Source organism: Neorhizobium petrolearium (assembly GCF_017873175.1).
In the GTDB taxonomy this organism is placed as follows: domain Bacteria; phylum Pseudomonadota; class Alphaproteobacteria; order Rhizobiales; family Rhizobiaceae; genus Neorhizobium; species Neorhizobium petrolearium.
Genome location: NZ_JAGGJW010000010.1, coordinates 1 through 20,859 on the forward strand (window position 1 = coordinate 1; position 20,859 = coordinate 20,859).

The 20,859-nt window shown below is 59.9% G+C and carries 20 protein-coding genes and 2 pseudogenes; 10 read left to right on the forward strand and 12 right to left on the reverse strand.

All coding sequences use genetic code 11. The features are described 5' to 3' along the window. Positions 1-92: 92 nt before the first annotated feature. The 7 genes and pseudogenes from J2046_RS19030 to J2046_RS19060 all read right to left on the reverse strand — a co-directional run bounded on the left by J2046_RS19030 (position 93) and on the right by J2046_RS19060 (position 5,306). On the reverse strand, positions 93-599 hold the full coding sequence (locus J2046_RS19030) for a hypothetical protein (RefSeq protein ID WP_210054537.1): 507 nt from the start codon (positions 597-599) through the stop codon (positions 93-95). Between the two features lie 150 nt (positions 600-749). Beyond that, positions 750-1,328: a PIN domain-containing protein gene (locus J2046_RS19035; RefSeq protein WP_210054539.1), complete on the reverse strand. Its 579-nt coding sequence runs from the start codon at positions 1,326-1,328 to the stop codon at positions 750-752. Then, complete coding sequence (locus J2046_RS19040) at positions 1,318-1,764, reverse strand: MerR family transcriptional regulator (RefSeq protein ID WP_210054541.1); 447 nt, start codon at positions 1,762-1,764, stop codon at positions 1,318-1,320. The genes J2046_RS19035 and J2046_RS19040 overlap by 11 nt, the downstream gene beginning before the upstream one ends. Before the next feature lie 137 nt (positions 1,765-1,901). Continuing rightward, positions 1,902-2,834: a HEPN domain-containing protein gene (locus J2046_RS19045; RefSeq protein WP_210054543.1), complete on the reverse strand. Its 933-nt coding sequence runs from the start codon at positions 2,832-2,834 to the stop codon at positions 1,902-1,904. A gap of 248 nt (positions 2,835-3,082) precedes the next feature. Then, positions 3,083-3,811 carry an HXXEE domain-containing protein gene (locus tag J2046_RS19050; RefSeq protein WP_210054545.1) on the reverse strand — a complete coding sequence of 243 codons (729 nt, stop codon included), beginning with the start codon at positions 3,809-3,811 and terminating at the stop codon, positions 3,083-3,085. 207 nt (positions 3,812-4,018) lie between these two features. Continuing rightward, positions 4,019-4,243 (reverse strand): annotated as a pseudogene (locus tag J2046_RS19055) (tyrosine-type recombinase/integrase); the annotation flags it as partial. Positions 4,244-4,412: 169 nt separating this feature from the next. Further along, positions 4,413-5,306, reverse strand: a complete 894-nt coding sequence (locus J2046_RS19060) for an SDR family oxidoreductase (protein WP_210054547.1) — start codon at positions 5,304-5,306, stop codon at positions 4,413-4,415. Between the two features lie 94 nt (positions 5,307-5,400). Here J2046_RS19060 and J2046_RS19065 point away from each other — a divergent pair, with 94 nt between their 5' ends. After that, positions 5,401-6,231, forward strand: a complete 831-nt coding sequence (locus J2046_RS19065) for a helix-turn-helix transcriptional regulator (RefSeq protein ID WP_210054549.1) — start codon at positions 5,401-5,403, stop codon at positions 6,229-6,231. A gap of 116 nt (positions 6,232-6,347) precedes the next feature. On the opposite strand, the gene J2046_RS19070 is transcribed toward J2046_RS19065, so the two are convergent. The 3 genes from J2046_RS19070 to metC all read right to left on the reverse strand — a co-directional run bounded on the left by J2046_RS19070 (position 6,348) and on the right by metC (position 9,927). Continuing rightward, positions 6,348-7,649, reverse strand: coding sequence for a PQQ-dependent sugar dehydrogenase (locus J2046_RS19070; RefSeq protein WP_210054551.1), 1,302 nt, complete (start codon positions 7,647-7,649; stop codon positions 6,348-6,350). A gap of 339 nt (positions 7,650-7,988) precedes the next feature. Continuing rightward, complete coding sequence (locus J2046_RS19075) at positions 7,989-8,591, reverse strand: GntR family transcriptional regulator (protein ID WP_233470087.1); 603 nt, start codon at positions 8,589-8,591, stop codon at positions 7,989-7,991. A gap of 172 nt (positions 8,592-8,763) precedes the next feature. Beyond that, positions 8,764-9,927, reverse strand: a complete 1,164-nt coding sequence (gene metC / locus J2046_RS19080; protein WP_210054555.1) for a cystathionine beta-lyase — start codon at positions 9,925-9,927, stop codon at positions 8,764-8,766. A 129-nt stretch (positions 9,928-10,056) separates the two neighbouring features. Between metC and J2046_RS19085 the strand changes: the two genes are divergently transcribed. The 9 genes and pseudogenes from J2046_RS19085 to J2046_RS34350 all read left to right on the forward strand — a co-directional run bounded on the left by J2046_RS19085 (position 10,057) and on the right by J2046_RS34350 (position 19,067). Continuing rightward, positions 10,057-11,094 carry an amino acid ABC transporter substrate-binding protein gene (locus J2046_RS19085; protein ID WP_233470088.1) on the forward strand — a complete coding sequence of 346 codons (1,038 nt, stop codon included), beginning with the start codon at positions 10,057-10,059 and terminating at the stop codon, positions 11,092-11,094. 82 nt (positions 11,095-11,176) lie between these two features. Then, complete coding sequence (locus J2046_RS19090) at positions 11,177-12,370, forward strand: amino acid ABC transporter permease (protein WP_210054557.1); 1,194 nt, start codon at positions 11,177-11,179, stop codon at positions 12,368-12,370. Between the two features lie 3 nt (positions 12,371-12,373). Further along, positions 12,374-13,480, forward strand: coding sequence for an amino acid ABC transporter permease (locus J2046_RS19095; protein WP_210054559.1), 1,107 nt, complete (start codon positions 12,374-12,376; stop codon positions 13,478-13,480). 21 nt (positions 13,481-13,501) lie between these two features. After that, entirely contained in the window at positions 13,502-14,269 is a 768-nt protein-coding gene (locus tag J2046_RS19100) for an amino acid ABC transporter ATP-binding protein (protein WP_210054561.1), read from the forward strand. Between the two features lie 56 nt (positions 14,270-14,325). Next, on the forward strand, positions 14,326-15,714 hold the full coding sequence (locus J2046_RS19105; RefSeq protein WP_210054563.1) for an MmgE/PrpD family protein: 1,389 nt from the start codon (positions 14,326-14,328) through the stop codon (positions 15,712-15,714). Positions 15,715-15,719: 5 nt separating this feature from the next. Continuing rightward, positions 15,720-17,075 (forward strand): MmgE/PrpD family protein, encoded by a 1,356-nt coding sequence (locus tag J2046_RS19110; RefSeq protein WP_210054565.1) that lies wholly within the window; start codon positions 15,720-15,722, stop codon positions 17,073-17,075. Between the two features lie 24 nt (positions 17,076-17,099). Beyond that, positions 17,100-18,464, forward strand: a complete 1,365-nt coding sequence (locus tag J2046_RS19115) for an MmgE/PrpD family protein (RefSeq protein ID WP_210054567.1) — start codon at positions 17,100-17,102, stop codon at positions 18,462-18,464. A 3-nt stretch (positions 18,465-18,467) separates the two neighbouring features. Then, positions 18,468-18,692, forward strand: a pseudogene (locus J2046_RS34345) (glutathione S-transferase N-terminal domain-containing protein); the annotation flags it as partial. Between the two features lie 153 nt (positions 18,693-18,845). After that, a complete protein-coding gene (locus J2046_RS34350) occupies positions 18,846-19,067 on the forward strand; it encodes a glutathione S-transferase family protein (RefSeq protein ID WP_411828525.1) in 222 nt (73 codons plus the stop codon). 198 nt (positions 19,068-19,265) lie between these two features. Here J2046_RS34350 and J2046_RS19125 read toward each other — a convergent pair whose 3' ends face one another. Both J2046_RS19125 and J2046_RS19130 read right to left on the reverse strand, forming a co-directional pair. After that, positions 19,266-20,039, reverse strand: coding sequence for an ABC transporter permease (locus J2046_RS19125; RefSeq protein WP_210054572.1), 774 nt, complete (start codon positions 20,037-20,039; stop codon positions 19,266-19,268). Beyond that, positions 20,023-20,853, reverse strand: a complete 831-nt coding sequence (locus J2046_RS19130; RefSeq protein ID WP_210054574.1) for an ABC transporter ATP-binding protein — start codon at positions 20,851-20,853, stop codon at positions 20,023-20,025. Before J2046_RS19130 ends, J2046_RS19125 begins: the two co-directional genes overlap by 17 nt. Positions 20,854-20,859 lie beyond the last annotated feature (6 nt).

Here is a 20,859-nt window from a genome sequence, read left to right on the forward strand (position 1 = left end):
GGCACGAACTTCAGGAGAAAACTTGTTCGTCGTTTTGCTTGTCATAGACCCTACTTCTCACGAGTTGGGGTCTCCGGCAAACCCGGTGCGGTTCAGAGTGCATCGGCGAATGAACTCGGGTCTTCGTTCGCGTCGAACAATGGAACTGGTTTGTCAGAAACTGGTCTCGGCTTATGGCCGGGGCGGCCAGGTGAGGGCGAGCTCTCGACCTCTTCGACTTCGTGATGCTGGTTCGTCGGGGAGGGGGTAAACTGTCCCATGGCACCGGATTTCGGCGCAGCTTGCAGTCTTCTGCCTTTAGGAGCTTCGTCTTCTGCAGGCGGCGCCTTCATCCAACGCATGATCGCATCCAGCGCTGGTCGCAGTTGTTTCTTCAACGTTGTCGTCAGCGCTTCATCGATCCCACAATCGTGTGCGATCTGCCGCCAGTCATACCGGTTGCTCGCAAGCGCAGGCGTCTTTTTAAAGGTGATCAAACCCAGAAGGTACGGCCGTATGTTCTCTACGACCCAATCCGGCGCGACGGGCGCAATACGGACATCGCAGTAGGTCGAAATCTTCTTCTGAAAATGGAGTTTGGAAAGGTCTTCGTTTGGCATGTGTCATTCCGCAGTTTCTCGGGGCCTCAGGCCGAGGGCGTGCGGAATTAGGGGCAGACAGTTAAGAATCCGTGAAGCTGGCGAGGGCGACCCGGTAACCCAACGAAGTCGTCGGGCACCCTCGGCAGGCTTTTCAAGGATTGCGCCTGCTCACTTCAATCCGGTCATGTTTCGGCGGAGCACTCCTGAAAACTTCTTCAACCTGCCTTGTTCAAGCGCGTCGACGAACGCCTCAACGGATGGGATTGTCTTACGCAGATTATGCCTCGCACTTCTGACGCTGGAGATTAGCGCTTCCGGAAACGCCGCATGGAGATCGGTAAGAAAATCATCTGGCGACTTGCTGGTCACACCATGTGCGAGAAGGTTTCTTGCGGGAAAGTCCTTAAGGTTCCAGGTAACGATGACGGACGCTTTGCCGGCGATGGCTGCCGCGAGGACATGTCGATCGTCGGGATCCGGTAGCGTGAGATCCGCAATAAACGGGCGATGGTCTTCCACGACTGCCTCTGGGAGGACAGCGTTCATCCGGTCGCGCGTGGCTTTCAGGCGTTCGATGGACAAGCCTGGTGTGTTGGCGGCGAGATTGCGCATCCACTCATCATGTATATCGTCGGTCCAGCGCGCCTCGACGAGACCGTCGAAGGCGCACTGGATCAGAATGTTGCGCAGGTGGAAGGGGTAGAGGACGCAGGCATCGTAGACCGCGACGGGCGGATCAGAGGCCATAGGTCTCGATCAGGTCCTCTGTGTCCTCGGCTAACGCTTCCATCGCCGTCTGTCGTTTGTCGAGCTTCGACTTCAACGTGAGCACATCCTTAAGGAGGGCGCGGCGGTGTTTGCCGACGTAGCGGAATGGCAGATCGCCCCGGTCCATGCGCAAGACGACGAGCGGGCGGGAGATGCCGAGAATGGCTGAAGCTTCACTCGGGCTCAGTTCCTGGTCCTCGGCCAGTACGGCAACCCGCTCCCCGCGCAGCATGTGCGTCAGAAGGGCTTCAACAGCCGCGGCGGCCGAGGGCGGGATCGGGAGCTTCCGCTCCTTGCCACCTGCATCACGAACGTGGAGTTCCAGCCTGTCGCCGGCAACCATCTTTGGTAGGGGCGTCGCTATTTTTCGGTCGCGATCTGAGAGTCTGGCGAAATGAACAATCTGGCTGGCCATGACGATATCTCCTTAGTCGTCAATATAGCGAACAAGGCCTCTAACTGCAATAACTGAAAGTGCGGGTTGGTTGCAATGGTTGTAATGGAGGGGCCGTTCTTCGGAACGCTGGTTCGATTCCCATCAAGGCGAGCAGACTACGAAAGACGTTCGCGACAGCTCACCTCGACCAGCTCCTGCAGAACCTTCACTCGTTCAACCGACCAACCAAGCACTTCCGCACTGATCTCATAGTTTGGTGAATACCGAGCTTCGACGTAAGCCCGCGACAGGAGCTCGAACCGCCGGCGAGCGATCCGGTCGTCTCGCGGCCATGCTTCGATCAACCGCTTGTCCAGATCTTCGGCCTTCGAGCGCAGCACCTTAATACGGTGCGATTTCGGGCTGTAGAGCGTTAGCGTCAGTAGAAGGCAATGATAGAGCCGTTCCGTAGCCTGATGAAGGTCGAAGGCGGCATGATTGGGCATTCCATCGACGATCGCGTTTTGTCCCTGCTTCAACCAGTACGATGCATCAGGAAACCATTTCTCGAAATACCGCCGCGCCTCCGCATTGGCCTCGTCTGTCGTCAGCGTCTTCGGCTGGGCGAGGGGATGACCCTCTTCCTCATAGAGGACCTTTCCGTCCTTGGCGATATCGACGAAAAAGGGCCGGCCGCGCGACAGTTGGTCGTTGACGTCATGCAGGCTATGGACGATCGGAATCACCGGCGTTTCGATCCGGTGGGCAATCTGTTCCTGCAGAAAGCGTTCATCGAGCGAAAGCCATAGTTCCTGTTCCTGCGCAAAGCTCTCGGAATTGACGACGATCAGCAGATCATAATCCGAGCGATAGCCACTCAGCCGGTCTTCCACCCAGTCGCCGCGTGCGTAAGAACCGTAGAGGATGACCTTGAGGATCTTGCCATTCGCTTTCTTTGCGGACTGCTTGGTTGATCGAAACTGCTCGACCTCGAAAAAGATGATCTCAAGCACGCGGGCAAGTTCCCGCCGTTTGCTGGCCGGCAGATGATCAAGAGTGTCGGTCAGTGTCAAAGCCACATCAAAGCCTTTGGTGGGAATCGAATCCATGGTAACGGTTCGCCCGATAATTATCACCAAAACCTTCTAGCGAAGCCTTATCAAGAATGCGATCTGTAAGTGAAATTAGAGCATGCTGTGTTTCGGCGTGGAATATTGGCTCTGACACAATCTCGATGATGTTTTGGGCGCATCGTCAACTTAACGAAAAACTGGAATCCGATGTGCGATGACGGGCGATGACCCACTTGGGGACGCCAAAGCGGGCATTCACGGTTAGGTCCGCGCCGCGCCGGAGGTCAATTGGTTCGCGGGTTCGAGATCAGTGCCCCATTACTCCACCGCTCACCAAGCCACAGGATGAGCATCAGCAGGAAGGGATTCACCAGTTGCAGCAAGACGACCACGGCCGTGCTCAAGCCAAAATTGAGGAACAGCAACAGCGGGGCCGCCAAGACGATGTGAACAATGATCCCGCCAGCCACAAGGAGCGCGAGCGCGCCGTAGCTCATTCGGCCTGGACCGAAGCAGGCGCAGATAATCCACACGGCCAGAGCCGCGAATAGTAATGAAGTGAAAAATCCTCCGCCGAAGTTACCCGCAAGCGCGGCCGCCATATGTACCAGGGCGTTGATGATTATGATGCTGTAGACAGAAAGCCCGACAAGCGGGTGTCGTCGGCTCAGCAGGGCTGCAATGGGAGCCGCGACCCAAAACGCAGTTACATTGACTGCAAGGAAAAACACAGGTGGGATCGGGCAGTTCGGATAAGGCGGCAAACCGAGCTGTGCGCAAAACATGCCCGGAAATGCATGGAATGTCCCAAACAGATCGATGCCGTATTCTTCGAAGTTGTGAAGCAGGTAGGCCGCCATCCCGAGCCAGGATAACCACACCCAGTCATGCCATCGCGAGCGGCTTGGATCGCTCCGGAGACAGTGGGTTGCAAAAAGCAGGACCACCAGGACGATTGCGCCAACCCCGCCAATCCAAGGAAAGGCGATGTCGAACCAGTGCCAGTAATACATGGCGGCCCTCCCGGGGACAACAGATCGAATCCAACTCCAGTGATCCCAGAGCGTTATCGCACCTCGGAGCGAAACTGGACCGTGTCAATACCGGACCGGTGAATTGCGATCTGCGGAAACCCCGCTTTCCCCAAGGTAGACTGAACAGCAAACGTATCCTGGGAGCCGACGCGGTCACCCAGGATAGATCGGGTGACCGCTTCAATGTCAGATTTTAGTTCGCCCGGCTAACAGCAGCGCATCCTCGACGTCGATGCCGAGATGCCGGACGGTGTTGCCGATCTTGGAGTGGCCAAGCAGGATCTGAATGGTGCGGAAATTTCCTGTCGCATTGTATATCATTGACGCCTTCGTGCGACGAAGCGAGTGAGTGCCATACTCCTCTGGACGCAGACCAATCGCGCTCACCCATTCGTCAACCAAGCGAGCGTAATGCCCCAGCCGTCCTCATCGTTGTCCTTGGGTGCGTTCCCGCCCCCCAAAGCTGCCGTCTGTTTCGCGACCGCAGTCTTCAGCCGAGGCAATCCCTAGACCTTTTTCGAGGTGCCGATAACATCCCGGCGGAGCTGCCTTTTGGCAGGGCGAGATGTGAGGCTCAGACCTACGTCGCCGAATAGTTCATGTCTCTCAGGTCGTCGAGCAAGCTTGGCCCCTCCGGCGCCCAACCCAGCTTCTTCCGCGTCAGTGTGCTCGAAGCAGTGATGTCCGCCGACGCGAACATGGCGAACCAGCCGAAATGGGCTTTCGCCTTTTCTTTCGCAAGCGAGACGGTGGACAGCCCGAGCCCGGTGGCCACGACATTGGCGATATCGCGCACGGCAACCCCCTCTTCCGCTACCGCATTGTAGCGGGCGCCAGGTTCGCCGCGAAGGAGAGCCAGAACGTAAAGCTTTGCCACATCGCTCACGTGACCTGCGGCCCAGCGGTTGGCGCCATGATCGACACAGGCGACGACGCCCTTCTCGCGCGCCATTTCGATATAGGGCGAGATCAGACCTTGTTTGACAGTGTCGTGCACCTGCGGAAGCCGAACGACGCCCAGGTTGACGCCGGCTTCGAGTTGTTCCTGGCCAGCCAGTTCCGAGGCTATGCGTGGATTGGCATGATGAGCGTCGAACACATCCTCGCGTGCGGGTTCGCCATTGCCCGGGTCGCCAATGCCGACGCCCGAAGTGATGAGCAGCGGCCGGTCCGATCCCTTCAGGACGGCCCCGAGCGCGGCAATGACGCGTCGGTCCTTTTCGCAATTGGCCACGAAATTCGTAAAGTCATGATCGAACGCCGTATGAATGACGGCGTCGGCATTCTCGGCTCCTTTCGACAGGGCAAGAGGATCTTCCAATGTCCCGCGATAAGCGGATGCACCGACACTCATCAGTTCTTTCGCTCCAAGGTCGGAACGGGTGAGGCCGACCACTTCATGGCCTGAGGCCTTGAGTTCGCGAAGGATACGGGATCCTATGAACCCGGTGGCACCTGTTAGAAAAACACGCATGGGAATCTCCTGCATTGACGTATCAGGCGATCTCATGAAAAATTGTCCTGTTAAAGTCGTGACATTATCCTAGTATAACCATCAACAGGATCGCATGAGCGAGAACACGTCTGAAAACGCTCTTGGCACATTCCTGCGCGACCGGCGCATGCGCCTCGATCCGGCTACATTCGGCTTCCCCGTCGGACGCCGGCGTACGCCAGGCCTGCGCCGCGAAGAAGTCGCCCAGCGCGCCAATATAAGCCCGACCTGGTATACTTGGCTGGAGCAGGGGCGGGGCGGGTCACCTTCCGCCCATGTGCTCGATCGCATTGCAAAGGGACTGATGCTGACCGAGCCCGAGCGTGATCATCTGTATATTCTCGCTTTCGGTCATCCTCCCGAGCCGCGTTACCACCAGCGAGAAAGCATCACGCCGCGGCTGCAACACGTGCTGGAGGCCATGCCCTTCAGTCCTGCCATCATCAGGACGGCGACATGGGATGTGGTGGCGTGGAACAAGGCTGCGACCGTAATTCTGACGGACTACGCCAAGCTGCCGAAGGAGCGGCGCAACATCCTTCGCATGATGTTCTCCGACGAACGCGTACGTGCTGCGCAGGACGACTGGCGCAACGTCGCCCGTTATGTCGTTGGCGCGTTTCGGGCCGACGCCGCGCGGGCCGGCGCCGGGGTGGAAATCCGCCAGTTGGTTGATGAACTCTGCGCCAGCAGCCCGGAATTCAGGGCGATGTGGGCCAACAACGAGATCACAGGCACGCGCGAAGGCATCAAGCGCCTTCACCACCCTGACCTTGGAGTGATCGAGCTGGAGTTCTCGACCTTCGCGGTGGAAGGCCGGTCCGACCTCAACATGATGGTCTACAGTCCGGCAAACCCAGAGGTGATGGAGCAATTTCGCTCGCTGATTGCCAAGGCTCGCTGAGCCTACGATGACGGGATTAGTCGCACGAAAAGAAGGTGCGGAATTCATAATGTGGGATGCGGTGGGCCATGAAGCTAACAGCCGCCATTCCACGGAAACATCGGGGCGCCCCGTTTTCAGGCGCCGGTGACGCGCCAGATGGCGTCGCCCACATCGTCTGCCATCAATACGGCGCCGTCGGCCGCCAGCGCCACCCCGACCGGGCGGCCATAGGAATAGTTCTCGTCCGCCGACAGGAAATCGGTAAGAATTTCGCGCGGCATTCCCACGGGTTTGCCCTTCTCGAAAGCGACAAACGCCAGCTTATAGCCCGAGAGCTTGGAGCGGTTCCACGACCCGTGCTGACCGATGGCCATGCCCGCAGGAAAGCCCGGCAGCGTCCCTTCGGGCAGCCAGCAAAGGCCGAGTGATGCCGTGTGGCCGCCCAAGGCATAATCCGGCTGCAGCGCAGAGGCCACCTTGGCATCGTCCTGCGGCACACGATCATCCACCACCCGGTTCCAGTAGCAATAAGGCCAGCCATAAAACCCGCCATCGCGTACCGATGTCAGATAATCGGGCGGCGTCTCGTCGCCCAACCCGTCACGCTCATTGACAACCGTCCAAAGCACTCCACTCTCGGGTTCCCAAGCCATGCCCACAGGATTGCGCAAGCCACTGGCAAAAATCCGGGATTGCCCCGATTTCAGGTCATATTCGTGAATGCAGGCGCGGTTTTCCTCCGCGGCCATGCCTGCGTCGCCGATATTGCTCAGTGACCCGACAGCTACGTAAAGCTTGGTGCCATCCTTGCTGGCAATCAGATTACGCGTCCAATGTCCGCCAGGCACCAGATCCATCAGTTTTTTGGCCGGCTTGCTGATTCTCGTCGCGCCTGCCTCATAGGGATAGGCCAAAAGCGCGTCGCTGGTGCCGACAAAAAGCGTCTCCCCGACTAGGGCGATGCCGAAAGGCTGCCGCACATTTTCGATGTAGGCGTGACGTTCTTCGGCCACTCCGTCGCCGTCGGTATCGCGCAGCAGCGTTACGCGGTTGGGGCTGTCGCCGGAAGCGCCCGCCCGCCGCATCGTGGCTGACATGGCATGGTCGAACAAAGTGCGCGGATTTCCACGTTCGCCCATGGATTCCGCCACCAGCACATCGCCATTGGGCAGTACATGTACATTGCGTGGATGCACCAGACCCCGCGCAAAAGCATTGACCTTAACCCCGGCGGCCGTTGTCGGTTTGTGCTCGCCTTCCCAGCCCTTGGCCGTCGGCATCTTCAACGTCGGTATCTTACCCTGCGGTTTGGCCACCGGAATGACTGGCGTCGTGCCATAAACAGGCTGCCTCGGGCCATCCGCCGAATGACGAATGGCAATAGCGCCTCGGCCGACAAAGGCCACAAAGCGGGCGAAGAGAGAAGGATCGGCCATCGGTCGCCTCCAGAATAGTGAGGAAAAGTCAGGAGAAGCCCAGACGCTAAAGCCTTTGCGCGGCCAACACTAGAGGGCGGTGCGAAAATTTTAAAAGGGAAGGAGAGTGTTCGGGCAAATCTGGGTGATCGACTTCGATCCTCGCATCGTCGATCCCGGGTTGGGCCTGTCGTACCCTTGTCTTTCGTGGGCCGGGACCGTTTCCTTCAGTGCGTTCCGTCCGCTGTTCGCGAAGCTTCTTTCTCGGATCGAGAGCGCGAATGAACGCCGCTGTTGTTTTTTGGGGTTCCGAGCGGAGAAAATTTTGTGAACTATCAGCATCTATCGACCGTTTCGCGGCTATCCGTTGTCGTCTGCGGCCATCATCTTCAGCCGGATCTGGTATCCTTCCGAAATGTGTTTACGTGCAGCATGCTCAGCTCGATCGCCGTCGCCCTGCGCGATGGCATCCACGATTTCCTCATGCTCAGCTTGGGCCGATTTCATACGCCCTGCTCTTGTGTAGGTCGAACCGGGCAACAAACTGAGATGTACGCGCAGATTGCCGAGCGCATCGATCATGAACTTGTTGTGCGAGGCCTGCACTATCTGCCGATGCAGGAGCTTGTTGCGCTCGAGGAGTTTGCCCGGATCCGTGATTTCGCGATCCTGCATCACCATTTCACGGAGCAGATTGACCTCGGCGCGGGACGCATGTTCGGCCGCAAGGCGGGTTGCCATTCCTTCAAGACCTTCGCGAACGGCGAAAAGCTGGCGCACTTGGTCATAGCTCAAATGTGCGACGATGAGCCCGCGCTGCGGACCGTGCTCAGCCAGCCCCATCGTGTGGAGACGATGCAGCGCTTCGCGCACGGGCGTGCGGCTTATCCCGAGGCGTTGCGCCAGATCGGCCTCCGTCAGGCGGCTTCCGGGGCGCAGGTCGCCATTTTCGATGAGCTGCATCAGGTGATCTAGCGGATTTCGTCGTGCGAGGGTGGACTCCGACACCTGCTTCATACGCTTGGAATGCCTTTCACGTTTGCCCGACCGGTGCCGGGGTATTCGATCCGCCCTGTATACAAATGTTTTTCTATCTCCGCCAGTCCGTTGGGAATGGTGCTAGTCAGCCATCGCTTTATTTGAGGCGATTGAAACCATCTCGTATCTCGCGAATCAGGTCGCCGGGATTCTCGAGCCCCACATGGATGCGGACTGTCTGGCCCCCCGGAGCCCAGGTTGTCGCAGTTCTGTAGACGGAGGGGTTGCTCGGCACCATCAAACTTTCGAAGCCGCCCCAGCTAGACCCCATGCCAAATAACGTGAAACTGTCGAACATTCGGGCCAGAGCGGCTCGGTCGACGGCGCGCATGACAAAGCCGAACAGGCCGGAAGCACCGGTAAAATGTCGTCGCCACAGATCGTGACCCGGGTCGTCCGGCAAGGCCGGATGCATGACACGCAGCACTTCCTCTTGTTGGCTTAGCCAGTTCGCTATTTCCAGTCCGTTGGCATGGTGTTGGACCATTCGTACGCCAATCGTGCGAAGACCGCGCAGGGCGAGAAACGCGTCGTCCGAACCGATGCAGAGACCAAACCGCAGGTAGGTCTCGCGAAGACGTTCATATTCAGCTTCCCGACAGGCGATGGTGCCAAGCATCAGGTCGGAATGACCTGAGATGTATTTTGTTCCGGCTTGAACAGATATGTCGACGCCCTGGGAAATCGGCTGACAGAAGTAACCACCGCTCCAGGTGTTGTCGATCGCGGATACGATACCTCGACGGCGCGCCACTTCTGCGATGGCGGTCACGTCCTGGACTTCGAAGGTCTGTGAGCCGGGTGATTCCATCCATACGAGCCGGGTATTCGGGCGAATCAGGCTTTCAATATCCACTCCGATCGTCGGGTCGTAATAGGTCGTCTCAATCCCGAACTTCTTCAGCGTGGACTCGCAGAACTTGCGTGCGGGACCATAGACGCTGTCTGTCATGAGGAAGTGTGCGCCGGGTTCGGCATAGCTCATGAGTACGACGCTGATCGCGCTGACGCCCGACGGTGTCGCCAATGCCCGATCACTGCCTTCAAGTGCGCAGATCGCATCTTCCAGCGCATGAGTGGTGGGAGTACCGCGCCGGCCGTACCGCAGCCGGGCGCTCTCCTTCGCCTCCAATGCCGCGAGGTTGGGAAAGAGGATGGTCGAGGCGCGGTATACGGGTGTGTTGACCGTACCGGAATGGTTGGCTGGCAAGCGCCCGCAGTGGGCCAGAAGCGTGTCGAAGCCGAAGTCGTCTTTTTTCATGGTTGTTTCCCGACGGATTGGTCTATTGCATACTGATAAAAACATATGTATACCGTACTTCGTGGGGCGTCAATCAATCGTAGCAAACGATGCCTTCAGCCCCGGGGAACAGTAGTGAGGAAAAAAATGATGATGCTCAACGCAACCCGACTCTCTTCGTTGGTAGGCGTCGTGATCGGCGCTTTGATTGCCCACGGCGCGCAGGCAAACTCCGGTGACACGCTCGCCGCCGTGAAGGCGCGTGGCGAAGTTCTGTGCGGGGTTCATCCGGCGCGACACGGTTTTGCCTCGCCCGACAGTCAGGGCAAGTGGAGTGGTTTCGAGGTCGATTTCTGTCATGCTGTAGCCGCTGCGATCTTCGGCGATGCGACCAAGGTGCGTTTCGTCGCGCTGTCGTCACAGCAGCGCTTCCCCGCCATTCAGTCGGGAGAAGTCGATGTGCTTGCACGCAACGTGACTGCCACTCTGGGCCGCGACACTGCGCTCGGACTGAACTTTGCGCCGCCGATCTTCTACACTGGGACCGGTTTCCTGGTTCGCAAGGACGATGGCATCGCCAAGGTCGAGGATCTTAACGGCGCCGCGATCTGCATGGCGCCGGGCTCGACGACGGAGCGCAATGTCGCGCAGATCTTTGCAGCGCGCAGTATGACGTACACGCCGGTCGTGATCGAGAACAACAAACAATTGGTCGATGCTTATGTTACTGGCCGTTGTGACGCGCTGACCAAGGACAAGGCTGCGCTTCCGGGCGTACGTGCCTTCGATACGGAGGATCCATCCGCCCACGTCTTGCTGCCGGGAATCTATTCCAAGGAGCCGCTCGCCATGGCTGTGCGTCAGGGTGATGACCAGTGGTATGACCTGATCAAGTGGGTGACCTATGCCACCTTCGATGCCGAAGAAATGGACGTTAGCCAGGCAAACGTTGATGAAAAGAAGTCATCGAAGGATCCCGACGTCCAAACCCTGCTCGGCGTCATTGGCGACAATGGCGCCAAACTTGGCGTGGACAATGCCTGGGCCTACAACATCATCAAACAGGTCGGGAACTACAAAGACATCTACATGCGCCACTTCGGACCTGAGAGCCCTATAGCGCTTGACCGTGATAAAAACACGCTGTGGATCCAAGGTGGCCTCCTTTACGGTCTTCCGATGCAGTGAATTCGACACTGCACAGCTTCTCTGGACCTTCGCGCTACTCGCAGCGCGAAGGCGGGAAAGTACACCGTATTGGAGGTACCACATGCTCGACGCAAATCCGGCTTATCGCCAGCGTCCGTCCCGGCGCATGAGGGACATTCTCTACAGCGAGAGTTTCCGCACTGCGATTTACCAGATCGCCCTCGCCGGTGCGGTCGGCCTTTTGGGGCTTTTCCTCTATCAGAACGTCATCGAAAACTTGCAGCGACAGAATATCGCGACCGGTTTTGGTTTCCTTCGCGAAATCTCGCAGTTCGAGATCGGCGAGACGCTTATCGAATATTCCTCTCGTGACACGTATTTCCGCGCGCTTGTCGTGGGCCTGCTGAACACACTGAAGGTTTCTGCAGCCGGTATCGTTCTTGCCACTCTCGTCGGCTTTTGCGTCGGGATTGCCCGGGTGTCGAACAACTGGCTGCTCCAGCGCATCGCCACGGGCTATGTCGAGATCGTCCGTAACATTCCTGTCATCCTTCAGGTCATCTTCTGGGCGGCGGTTATCCGCAACTTGCCCGCGCCGCGCCAGGCGCTCGATCTTTGGGGAACCGGCTTTCTCAGCAATCGTGGCCTGACTGTCGCAACGCCAGCTAGCGATCCGGCCCATTTATGGATGATCCTTGCCTTTGTCGCGGGCGTCGCGCTCATGGTGGCCGGCGACCGCTGGGCCAAACGCCATCGCGAGGCGACCGGCAGGCATGTCGATATACTCTGGCCCGGCCTTGCACTGATTGTCGGACTGCCGCTCCTGGTCTGGCTGGCCTTCGGCGCACCGCATGCGATCAGCTTTCCGGAGCGCAAGGGCTTCAACTTCGCTGGCGGTTCCACCGTCAGCCCTGAATTTGTCGCGCTGATGACAGGCATCTCCCTGTATGCCTCGGGCTTCATTGCCGAAATCGTGCGTGCCGGCATACAGGCTACTCCAAAAGGGCAAGTCGAGGCGGCGCGGTCGATCGCCCTGCGGCCGCGCTTCATCATGCGCTACGTCGTATTGCCGCAGGCGCTGCGGGTAATCGTGCCGCCGCTGACCAGTCAGTATGTCAGCCTGATCAAGAACAGCTCCATCGCCGTCGTTGTGGGTTATCCCGACCTGGTGAACATCGGCAACACTGTGATGAACCAGACGGGCCAGGCGGTCGAGGCGATCGCAGTGATGATGCTGGTCTATCTGATCGTCAGCCTTGTGACATCCACTCTCATGAACCTCTATAATCGCCTCGTGGCAATCAAGGAGCGGTAAGCGATGACAACGGCTTCTCCGCAATTCCCCGCCGCTCTCCCGGCCTATGATCCGCTCGCGCGGATATCGGCAGGCGACTGGCTGAAGAAGAACCTGTTCGGTTCCGTTTGGCAAGGCCTGCTGACGCTGATCACCGCCGCCATTTTTCTGCGTTTCGCCTGGTTCGTATTGGACTGGGGCGTCATCAACGCGGTCTGGTACACCTCCGATCCCGATGTCTGCCGCGCGGCTGCCGGTGCCTGTTGGGCGGTGATCGTCGAAAAACACCGGCCGATGCTCTTCGGTCTCTATCCCTATGACGAGCACTGGCGGCTGGTGCTGATGATGGCGATCTATCTGGTGACGATCGTCGTGTCGCTGATGCCGCGCAACTGGAACCTGCGTCTGCTGGTGCCGCTCTGGGTCATCGCCGTCGTGTCGATCGGCGTGCTGATGTTCGGCGGCGTTCTTGGCTTGCGCTATGTGCCGACATCCGAATGGGGAGGGCTGCCGCTGACCATGCTGCTCTTCACCGGGACGGTGCTGTTCGGCATGCCGGTCGCCGTGCTGCTTGCGCTTGGCCGCCGGTCGCCGCTGCCGGTCGCTCGAGGCGTCTCCGTCGTCTTCATCGAGGCGCTGCGGGGCGTGCCGCTCATCACCATCCTCTTCGTTGCGGTGAATGTCTTTCCGCTTTTCCTGCCGGCGGGAGTCGAGGTGAACAAGCTGCTGCGCATCACCATTGGCATCGCCATCTTCTTTGCCTGTTATCAGGCGGAAGTCATTCGCGGCGGCCTGCAGGCCATCCCGCGCGGCCAGTACGAAGCTGCAGCCTCGCTTAGCCTGACGTATTGGCAAACAACGCGCCGGATCATCCTGCCCCAGGCCCTGCGCATCTGCCTGCCGGCGATCACCAACCACATCATCGCAGCGATGAAGAACACATCCTTCGTGATCATCATCGGCCTGTTCGACATCCTCACCGCAACGACGGCCGTTATGCAGGACCCGCTCTGGCGCAAGTTCTACGTCGAGGCTTACCTGTTCGTCGCGGGGGTCTATCTCTTCTTCGGCTATGCGCTCTCTCTTTATGCGCGCAAGGTCGAGGGGTGGATTGCTTCAGGCCGGATCTGATGGCCCTTTTCGGAGATATCCATGACTAAGTCCACTTCCACACTTAACGCTGGCGATCCCGTCATCAGCCTGCACAACGTCTCCAAATGGTACGGGCAGTTCCAGTGCCTTCATAACGTGAGCCTCGACGTCGGAAAAGGCGAGCGCGTCGTGGTCTGCGGCCCTTCAGGCTCGGGCAAATCGACGCTCATCCGCTGCATCAACCGTCTTGAAGTCCATCAGGAGGGGCAGATTGTCGTCAAGGGGCTTGAGATGACGGACAACATCAAGAGCATCGACGCAATCCGCCGGAATATCGGCATGGTGTTCCAGAACTTCAACCTGTTTCCGCATCTGACGGTCCTTGAGAACCTGACCCTTGGCCCGACACTGACCCGTCAGATGAAGAAGGCCGATGCCGACGAACTCGCCATGCATTTCCTTCGCAAGGTCCGCATTCCTGAGCAGGCACAGAAGTACCCGCTTCAGCTTTCGGGCGGCCAGCAGCAGCGCGTGGCGATCGCCCGCTCACTCTGCATGGAACCGGAGATTATGCTCTTCGACGAACCGACCTCGGCGCTCGATCCCGAGATGATCAAGGAGGTGCTCGATACCATGATCGAGCTGGCGCAAAGCGGAATGACCATGATCGTTGTGACTCACGAAATGGGGTTTGCTCGAACCGTGGCCGATAATGTCGTGTTCATGGCTGACGGGCGCAAGATCGAAAGCGCGCCGCCCGAGGAGTTCTTCGGCAATCCGCGCGAAGAGCGTACTCGTGCATTCCTTGACCAGATCTTGAAGCACTGACGAATAGCCAGCCCGCACGTATAGCGGGCGCGATCACAATCAACAGGAGATTTCCCGTGACGTCGCTGACGCCCGAGCTTGCGGCCCTCGCCGCAGGCCTGTCCCTTGCTGACCTCAGCACAGCGGCCCGAGAGTGGGCCTGCCGTACATTCGCCGACACGGTCGCCTGCGGAATTGCCGGTGCCACTGAGGATGCTGTCCGTCTCGCCGGCGCCATCCTTCCGGCCTCCCCCGGGCCTGCCGCACTTTTCGGGCGTGGAGGACGGTTGCACGAACTTGATGCGGCACAGCTCAACGGCATTGCCGCCCATGCCCTGGACTTCGACGACTGCAACCTTGAAATGGACGGCCATCCCTCCGTTTCGATCGTGCCCGCCCTTCTGGCGCTCGGCGACCGGCTGGATTGCAGTGGGGCGGACCTTTTGACCGCCTACGTCGCCGGAGTGGAGGCGGAGATCCGCATCGCACGACTGTCGAACCCGGCGCATGCAGATCGCGGCTGGCATCCGACGGTGACCTTCGGCGTGATCGGCGCCGCGGTGGCGACGGGGCGGCTCCTGCGGCTGTCGCCCGAGCGCATGGCAGTCGCCATCGGGATCGCGGCCTCCTGCGCAGCGGGACTGCGGGCCAATTCCGGTACGATGACGAAGCCGCTGCATGCAGGGCAGGCCAACCGCAACGGCCTGCAGGCTGCGCTTCTGGCGGATGCGGGTTTCACTGCGCGTCCTACGGCGCTCGAACACAAGTTCGGTTTCATGGCCGCCTTCAACGGGGGCATTGCGCCTGATTTCGCGCCGGCACTGGACGGCTGGGGCAGAGATTTCGCACTGCTGTCGCCCGGCATCGCAATCAAGCAATATCCTTGCTGCGCCTACATCCATTGTGCGATCGACGCGGCCAGCGATCTGCGAGGTCTCATCGAAGGAGGCCTGATTGAAGACGTCGAGGTGGCGCTGCACGGCAGGCGGTTGAAGAACATAGACAGGCCCCATCCGCGCGACGGGCTGGATGCAAAGTTCTCCACCCAATACCTGACGGCGCGTGCGCTGATTGCCGGCGGCATAGGCTTTTCCGATTTCGAGGCGCCCTCGATTTCCGATCCCGCCACAGCTGCATTGTCGGCCCGGGTGCGGCTCACCGCCCACGACGAGGCGGACCTTTCCTTCGGCCGCGTCACGGTACGCCTTGCCGATGGCCGCAGCTTTTCCGCCGGTGCCAGAGTGGCCATGGGTCGGGATCCCTCCAATCCGATGACGCAGGCCCAGTTCCGCGCCAAGTTCGACGATTGTGTCCGGCGCGTGCTCTCGCCGGACACTGCCGGCCGCCTCTACGAGCAGCTCATGACACTGCCCGATCAACCCTCGGCGCGGCGACTGACCGACCTCATGCAGCCTGCTCGCGCCCTCCAGAACCGTGCTGCCATACGCACGGCCAACGAAAGGTGATCCCTATGTCCCTGTCACGGGAACTCGCCAAACGCGTCGTCGCGCTTAATCCGGCCGGCTTCGATCCGGAGGCGGTGAAATGGGCGCGCAACGCCATTGCCGACATGATCGGCTGCACGCTGCTGGGCGCCCCGACCGAGACGGCCGAAGCCGCCCGCATGCCCGACCTCTACGGCGCGGGCCCTTGCCTCGTGCTGGGCAGACGCGAACGGCTCGGCATGTTGGATGCCGCCTTCGTTAACGGAACGGCGGGCCACGCCCTCGATTATGACGACACGTCGAAATCCCTGTCCGGCCACCCCACCGTCATCATCATACCGGGCCTGCTGGCGCTCGCAGAATCACGTGGCGCGACCGGCAAGGCATTTGTCAACGCGTACATTATCGGCGTGGAGGCCGCGACGCGCTTTGCACGCGGCGTCAACTTCCAGCACTACGAGAAGGGTTGGCACCCGACCGCCACGCTCGGCATATTCGGCGCTGCCGTCGCTGCTGCGGTGCTGATGGAGCTTTCGGAAGATGAAATTGCGAACGCCATCTCGATTTCAGCCTCGCTCGCATCGGGGCTGAAAGCAAACTTCGGCACCTCGACCAAGCCGTTGCACGCCGGCATCGCCGCGCGGAACGGACTTTTCGCCGCGTTGATGGCATCGAAGGGCGTGAACGGCTCGCCGGTCGCGCTTGAGCATCCGCAGGGGTTCCTGGAGGTATTCAACGGCGCCGGCCAATACAATCCGGACCGAATGCTGGATAGATGGGCCGAGCCCCTCGATCTGATGGCGCCGGGAATCTCGATCAAGAAATATCCCTGCGTTTACAGCGCCCATGGCGCGATCGACGCGGCGATAAAACTCCATAACGGGCCAATCGGTGACAGTTCGCCGATTCGAGATGTGCTTGTAAGAATGCACCCGCGTCGTCTACTGCCCCACGTACGCAATCCAGCTACCAGCGCTCTCAATGCCAAGTTCTCGCTTCCTTACGCGGTGTCGCGTGGCCTGGTGAATGGCGCAGTCCTGCTCGACCACTTCGAGGACGCCGCGCTTCATGATCCCGAAGTCAGTCGGGTCATGGGGACGATCCGCATGGAGCCACATGACGACGATGCGAACGACTACGGCGCCGAGGTCGTGGTGACGCTCTCGGACGGTTCTGTCCTACGCCAGGCGGTCGCCGCGCCCCTGGGTCGGGGGCCGGAAACGCCCCTGCCGCAGGACATGCTCGAGGCAAAATTTACCGACTGCGCGCGCCGCAGCCTGACCGTTGCCGGCACCGCTGGCGTCTTTGACATGATCATGCGCATCGATGCTTTGCCGGGCGTGGCGAACCTTACCGATGCCATCGAAGCCGCCACGTTCTGATTGATGCCTAAAGGAGTGAAAGACATGAGTTTTGCACGCGAACTTTCCCGAAGGGCGCTGTCGATAAGCTTGGATACCGTTCCCGAGGAGGCGATCCGCATCGGCCGCCGCGCCTTTGCCGATACCGTCGGCGTGGCACTCGCCGGGGCCGACGCTCCTTATCTCGATGTGCTGGAGGCGGTGCTGGAGTACGAGGCTGCGCCGGGGCAAGTGACGCTCTGGGGCAGGGGTGGGCGGCGCGCCTCCATACTGCATGCAGCGCTCATCAACGGCACGGCGGCGCACGCGCTGGATTTCGACGATTGCTCGACCACCATGGGAGGGCATCCCTCTGCCCCCGTGGTGCCTGTGGTGCTGGGCCTGGCTGAGGCTCTCGGCAGAACAACCGGCAAGGCGCTGGAAGCATGGATCGTCGGCGTCGAGGTGGAGACGCGCCTCGCACGCGGTCTGCTACCCCATCACTATGAAAAGGGCTGGCATCCAACCGCGACACTCGGCGTTTTTGGCGCGACGGCCGCGGCGGCCCGCATGCTTGATTTCGATGAAGAGCAAACCACGACAGCACTCGCCGTGGCGGTATCGATGGCTTCGGGGCTGAAGTCAAACTTCGGAACGCCCGTAAAGCCGATGCATGTCGGCCAGGCCGCGCACAATGGGATCATGGCCGCACTTATCACGCGGCGTGGCATGACTGCCAACCATGAAGCCTTCGAGCACAACTACGGCTTCTTCAATCTATTCAACGGTGTCGGAACCTACGATGCCGATGCGATTCTCGACGGGTGGGACGGCCCACTGGAAGTGCTTCAGCCTGGTATCGCGATCAAACAGCACCCCTGTTGCGGCAGCGCCCACTCGGCGATAGATGCCGCCCTCAGCATCGTAGCACGCGAAGGCCTTCTTTCCGCTGGTGCCATCGAAGCGATCGAGACCCGGACCCATGACCGTCGTCTTGCCCACACCAACCGGCCCCAGCCGCGTTCGGGACTGGATGCAAAGTTCAGCGTCCAGTTCCTGACCGCGAAGGCGCTGACAGCCGGACGCATCCGGCTTGCTGATTTCGACGACGCCGGCTTCCTCACGCCGGACCTTGCCGACCTGTTGCCACGTGTTAGTTCGACCGGACATCAAGGCACGGACGCCTATCTCGGTCACGTCCGCGTGGTGATGAAGGATGGGCGCGTGCTTGAGGACAGCGCTTCCACCAATTTCGGGCGCGGACCGGCCAATCCGATGTCGGATGCCGAACTCGGTGAAAAATTCCTCGATTGTGCGACCACACGGCTCGGCCTGAAAGAGGCTGGGGACGTGTATCGAGGCTTTCTTGAGCTTAGCGCGGACAGCCAGCTTGGCCCGCTGCTTGCGCAACTTTCCGGTGGGAGGAGATAAAAAATGTTGACGGTTTATGGACGCCCGAACTCATCTAACAGCGCCAAGGTGTTCTGGTTGCTGGACGAGCTTGGTCTGGACTACGAGTTGATTCCTACCGGGCGAGGCTTTGGCCCGACCGACACGCCGGAATTCCGTGCGATGAATCCCTTCGGAAAGGTGCCGGTGGTCCGCGACGGCGATACGGTCGTTTGGGAATCAAACGCCGTGCTGCGTTATCTGGCAGTCCGCCATGGTCCGACTTCCCTCTGGCCTTCGGAAGAGGCTGAACGCAGCAAGGTGGACCGCTGGATGGATTGGGCTTCGATTTCACTAACGCCACCGCTAACGCGGCTGCGAAAGGCACGTGCGGCCGGCCGGTCTGGCGACGGGGACCTGCCGATGGTCCTGGCGACCTTTACGGCCATGAACGAACGCCTGGCTCATAGCGACTTCCTTGCCGGGGATCGGTTGTCGCTCGCCGATATCGCGGCGGCACCCTCTGTCCACCGCTGGTTCCGGTTGCCGGAGGCGGGGATCGGACTTGCCAACCTGTCGGCCTATGCGGAACGGCTTGCCGACAGGCCCGGTTATCGTCGTCACATTCTTGATCCGCTGAGCTGATCTCCGCCCCCGGGGGCAGAATGCTGCACGTCTCTCGATCGGGCGAACGAAGCCATCCAGATTGGCTTTCCGCCAGACGACGCTGAAGAGGCCAGAAAGTCGCTACCTCCAGCTGGTACACAAAACGCTTGCGTTCTCCCTTCTTGAGCTAAAGGGAGAACGCTTGTGAATAGGCTTCTCGGTTGCAGCTGAAGATCGTCACGCAGGCCGTTCTGAAGCGCTCGGCCGCCACTTGATGAGGTGCTTCTCGGCGACGTCCAGGATGCTGTCGATAATCAGGACAAAGATCGCGAGGATCAGGATGCCTGCGAAGACGCCGACCGCATCAAAATTGCCTTCCGCCTGAGCGATCAGATAGCCAAGCCCGGCGGAGGAGCCGAGATACTCCCCGATAATCGCCCCGACGACGGCAAAGCCGACCGAAGTGCGCAGCGAAGACAGGATCCAGCTTGCCGCTGCGGGGAAGTAGACGTGGCGGAGCAGGTCCGACCGCCTGGCTCCCAGAATGCGGGCGTTCGACAGCACCACCGGGTTCACCTCACGGACGCCCTGCATGGCGTTGAAGAAGGTGACGAAGAACACCAGCGTCACGGCAAGCGCCACCTTGGACCAGAGACCAAGGCCGAGCCAGAGGACGAAGATCGGCGCAAGCACGACTCGAGGGATCGCGTTCAAGCCCTTGATGAAAGGGTCCAGAATGCGTGCGGCCGAACGGCTGAGGCCGAGCCAGACACCTGCTGCCACGCCAAGGGCCGTTCCGACCAGATAGCCGAGCACCGTTTCCGTCAGGGTGATGGCCACATGGCTATAGAAGCTGGCATCCATGACCCAGGATACCACCTGGCCGAAGATGTCGGCCGGCGCCGGAAAAAAGAAGACGTCGATGACGCCAGCCGTGACACCGAGCTGCCAGCCGCCGACAATTGCCACCAGCAGCACGACCTGGATGAGACGTTCAGTCATGGCGTTCATAGCTTTTCTCCACTTCGCCGCGCAGCGATGACCAGATGTTGCGATAAAGATCCATGAAGCGTGGATCGAGCTTGATTTCGGCGACATCGCGCGGACGTTCGAGGTGGACGGGGAAGCTGTCGATCACGCGCGAGCGTGGTCCGGCGGCAAGCACCACGACCCGATCTCCGAGAGCAATTGCCTCTTCGAGGTCGTGCGTGATCATCACCACGGCCCGCCGCTCTTCCTGCCAAAGCCGCAACAGCTCGTTTTGCATCAGGTGGCGGGTATGAATATCGAGCGCGGAGAAGGGCTCGTCCATCAAAATGACCTTGGGGCCGGTGATCAGCGCCTGCGCCATCTGCACACGCTTGCGCTGACCACCCGAGAGCTGATGCGGATAGCGATGCTCGAAGCCCTTCAAACCAACCTTCGCCAACCACCTCATCGACTGCTCGCGCCGTTCGGCAGCACCTGTACCCTTGAACATCGGGCCAAGTTCCACATTCTCCAGCGCGGTCTTCCATGGAAGCAGGGCGTCCTGCTGGAACAGATAGCCGATATCATTCTGGACCCCACGTACCGGCTGGCCGTCAATCGCTACAGTGCCGTTTGCTGGTTTCAACAGCCCGGCGATTGCATTGAGAATCGTGCTTTTGCCGCAGCCGGTCGGTCCAACGATGGCGAGAAACTCGCCATCGGCAACGCTCAGGTTCACATCCTGCACGGCCACATAGGAGCCGAAGGACATGGTGACCGCGTCGATTGAAACCATCGGCTTTAGTTGATGCTGACTGTCCGTCGGGGGTGTGGTTTTCACTACAGCCAATGCCATGACCTC